This is a genomic window from Thermogemmatispora sp., assembly GCF_019683755.1.
Classification (GTDB): domain Bacteria; phylum Chloroflexota; class Ktedonobacteria; order Ktedonobacterales; family Ktedonobacteraceae; genus Thermogemmatispora.
Genome location: NZ_JADGHT010000488.1, coordinates 1 through 2,646 on the forward strand (window position 1 = coordinate 1; position 2,646 = coordinate 2,646).

5 protein-coding genes are annotated in these 2,646 nt (G+C 60.5%); all 5 read left to right on the forward strand.

All coding sequences use genetic code 11. The features are described from left to right. Window positions 1-373 (forward strand): hypothetical protein (locus IRZ24_RS19140; protein WP_297167984.1); only part of this gene is annotated, 373 nt, incomplete at its 5' end. A 275-nt stretch (window positions 374-648) separates the two neighbouring features. Then, a complete protein-coding gene (locus IRZ24_RS19145; RefSeq protein ID WP_297167986.1) occupies window positions 649-846 on the forward strand; it encodes a hypothetical protein in 198 nt (65 codons plus the stop codon). 80 nt (window positions 847-926) lie between these two features. After that, window positions 927-1,349, forward strand: coding sequence for a hypothetical protein (locus IRZ24_RS19150; protein ID WP_297167989.1), 423 nt, complete (start codon window positions 927-929; stop codon window positions 1,347-1,349). Window positions 1,350-1,686: 337 nt separating this feature from the next. Continuing rightward, entirely contained in the window at window positions 1,687-2,007 is a 321-nt protein-coding gene (locus IRZ24_RS19155) for a hypothetical protein (RefSeq protein ID WP_297167992.1), read from the forward strand. A gap of 180 nt (window positions 2,008-2,187) precedes the next feature. After that, window positions 2,188-2,616, forward strand: coding sequence for a hypothetical protein (locus tag IRZ24_RS19160; RefSeq protein ID WP_297167995.1), 429 nt, complete (start codon window positions 2,188-2,190; stop codon window positions 2,614-2,616). The last annotated feature ends 30 nt before the right edge of the window (window positions 2,617-2,646 follow it).

A 2,646-nucleotide genomic window follows, 5' to 3' on the forward strand; every position in this document is an offset into this window, starting at 1 on the left:
TATGAGCGGCATGTGCAGGAGGAAAGATATGGAGTGGGTGAAGTTTGATCAGGTCTTGCAGCAGTGTGCTGCAGAGGTCGATTGGCCTGTGGTGATGCGTGGTGAGGTGTTGCTGATTGTCGCGTGGGGAGTGCAGACGGGAACGGTGGTGGCCGGAGATGGGGTCGAGGGGATGGTGGTTGTGGATTGGTTGGGGTTCTGTGCGCGGGCGGCTCGCTTGGCGCAGTTGTGTGAGGTGTGTCAGCAATGGGCGTGGGCGGAGCGGTTGCGACAAGCGGTGCAGGAAGCGATGGGGCGTCATGCTGGGTTGGCGAAGCTGTTGGGAGAGTTGGATGAGCGGGCATGGCAGCGGCGTCGAGCGAGGGAGCATTGAGCGGTTGGAAGGGGAGGAGTTGTCCAGAGCTGGCAAGGCAGGGATGGGGATCAGTTCCCTGCTTTGCCGGCCTGGTGGGAGGTGATCAGGAGATGTTTCTGTCGGAGGAACATGCGGCGCGGTTTTGGGGGGTGTGGTCTCGGCTCGTGAGGTGTCATGAGCAGTCGAGTGGGAGTCTGCTGTATGTGTTGACAGCCTTTGCGGATGTGTGGCGGGAGGCGCAAGCGGTGGGAGTTGATCAGGGGTGCTTTTTGGATTGGAAGGCAGTGGGGCAGATGTTGCCAGGTGCCTCGCGGGGGCGTCGAGTGTTGTTGAACTGGGCGTTGGGGTTGTCGGTGATGGCTGAGGAGCGGATGAGGCCGGATGAGTTGATGATTTTGGATCGGGAGCATTTTCGGGTTGCCGTGGGAGCGTTGTTGATCCGTCGGTATGGGCTGCGGGTGTTGAGGTCTGGAGAGGAGGGAGTGCTCTGAGTGAGCAGGGGTGTTCTTGGGCGATGGTGTTGGGGAGTGGTGAATGGGAAGTGACGTGTTTGTCGGAAGGAGGGAAGGATATGGCTGTGAATGGACGACAGGTGACGAGTGCGTGGAAGCAGCGTGTGAGCCGGATGGTGAGGAGATTTTTGGGTCGGTTGTATCAAGAAGGTTCGTGGGAGCAGTTGGCCAGGGTGGCGGTGGTGTTGCCGTTTCTTGATCTTGGTTGGCAGTGGATTGAGATGCCCCCTTCGGGGGAGCGGTTTCCTGTGGTCAGTGTGGTGGCAAGTATTGCGTGTGTGCATGAGTTGCTGTTAGTGCTTGAGGAGTGTGGAGAGGAGGAGCTGTATCGGGAATGTGAGCGTATTCTGTTGTGGCTGCAGGAGGAGGAGACAAGGCAGGTTCAGCAGGTAGCGGCGTTGATGAGGCAGGAGGAGGGAGCTGCTGAGCAGGTGCTGCAGTGGAGTCGGTGGATGGTACAGGGTGAGGGGAGGAGAGAATGAGGAGGTCGCGGAGTTGGTCGCCGCCGGTGGGGTTGGTGCATGAAGGAAAGTGGATTGGGCAGGGGACTGAGCGGCGCTGGCGGTGTGAGCGGTGTGGGTATGAGTGGCAGTGGCGTCCGCCGGCCTGGCGACAGTGTCCGGGGATTCCTCGCTATCGGGAGGGGAAGTTTCCGCCTGGGGTGGTGACGGCGTCGCAGTTGCGGCGGAAGGGATGGGAGCCGCGGGATTGGCAGCCGGTGGGGTGTTATTGGTGGAGTCGTGGGAACCGGTATGTGCCATTGTATGATGAGCGGGATGTGGTGCGTCTGTCGCGTGTTCGTCGAAAGGAGGGACGGTCATGATTTTGACTGGGCGTGTGGAGTCGGCGCAGGTAGGGATGTTTGGAGACAGCATTGATCTGGTGGTGGTGGATCGAGAGGTGTTGACGCCGCGTGGGGAGCGGCCTCAGTATCATGTCAAGCTGATTGGGGGTTGGCCTGGGTTGGAGGAGCTGCGAGCGTTGCAGCGGGAGGTGAAGGCGGGTCGGAAGTCACAGGAGGAGTTGCTGCAGATGGCACAGCGGTTGCAATTACCGGAGCAGGATCGGGCGGTGACGCTGGTGGTGATTGACAAGCGGACGAAGGGGTTTTTGCAGTTAGTGGCTGAGTTGGCGAGGTGAGTGATGCAAGTGATGCGGTGGGTTGATCGATTGGTGCATGAGATGTTACATGGGTTGTTGCGGCTGGTGGCGTTGGTGTTCTCGGCGGCTTCGGCGGCTTCGATTTATTGGTTGTTCTCGGATCTGGCAGATGGGTGGGTGGCGATGGTCGAGGCTGGGGCGGTCACAGCGGCGTTTGCGTTGACGGGGTTTTTGGTGATGCGGGCGATTGCGCTGCGGGTGCTGTCGAAGCGGCGGCTTGGGATGTTGATCGGGATTGCGCTGGTTTATGAGTGGGTGGAGGTGGTGGCGAATGTGTTGCATGCGCTGGTCGCGTTGCCGCGGTTGAGTTGGCTGGGGGGGTTGGTCAGTCGCTGGCCGTTGATCTGGGTGATTGTGGTGGTGACGTTGTCTATTCTGCCGTTGACGACGTTGGTGTTAGCGGTGTTGGATGCGGATCTGATGCGTGAGCGTGGAGGGGAGCGGGTCATGCAGGCTGGGCCGGTGGTGTCGTCGACGCCGGTGGTGTCAGGGAGCACGGCGGGAACTGCAGGGGGGAAGTTGCCGATCCCGCTGAATGGGTTGCAACGGTATTGGGAGAGTCGGCGAGCAGGGGGAGCAGGGAGTTAGCGGGAGGTGAGAGGAGAGAGGGGCTGCTCT

Coding starts and splice junctions, on each gene's coding strand:
- IRZ24_RS19155 (WP_297167992.1), top strand. CDS start 1,687: ATGATTTTGACTGGGCGTGTGGAGTCGGCGCAGGTAGGGATGTTTGGA.
- IRZ24_RS19150 (WP_297167989.1), top strand. CDS start 927: ATGGCTGTGAATGGACGACAGGTGACGAGTGCGTGGAAGCAGCGTGTG.
- IRZ24_RS19145 (WP_297167986.1), top strand. CDS start 649: ATGTTGCCAGGTGCCTCGCGGGGGCGTCGAGTGTTGTTGAACTGGGCG.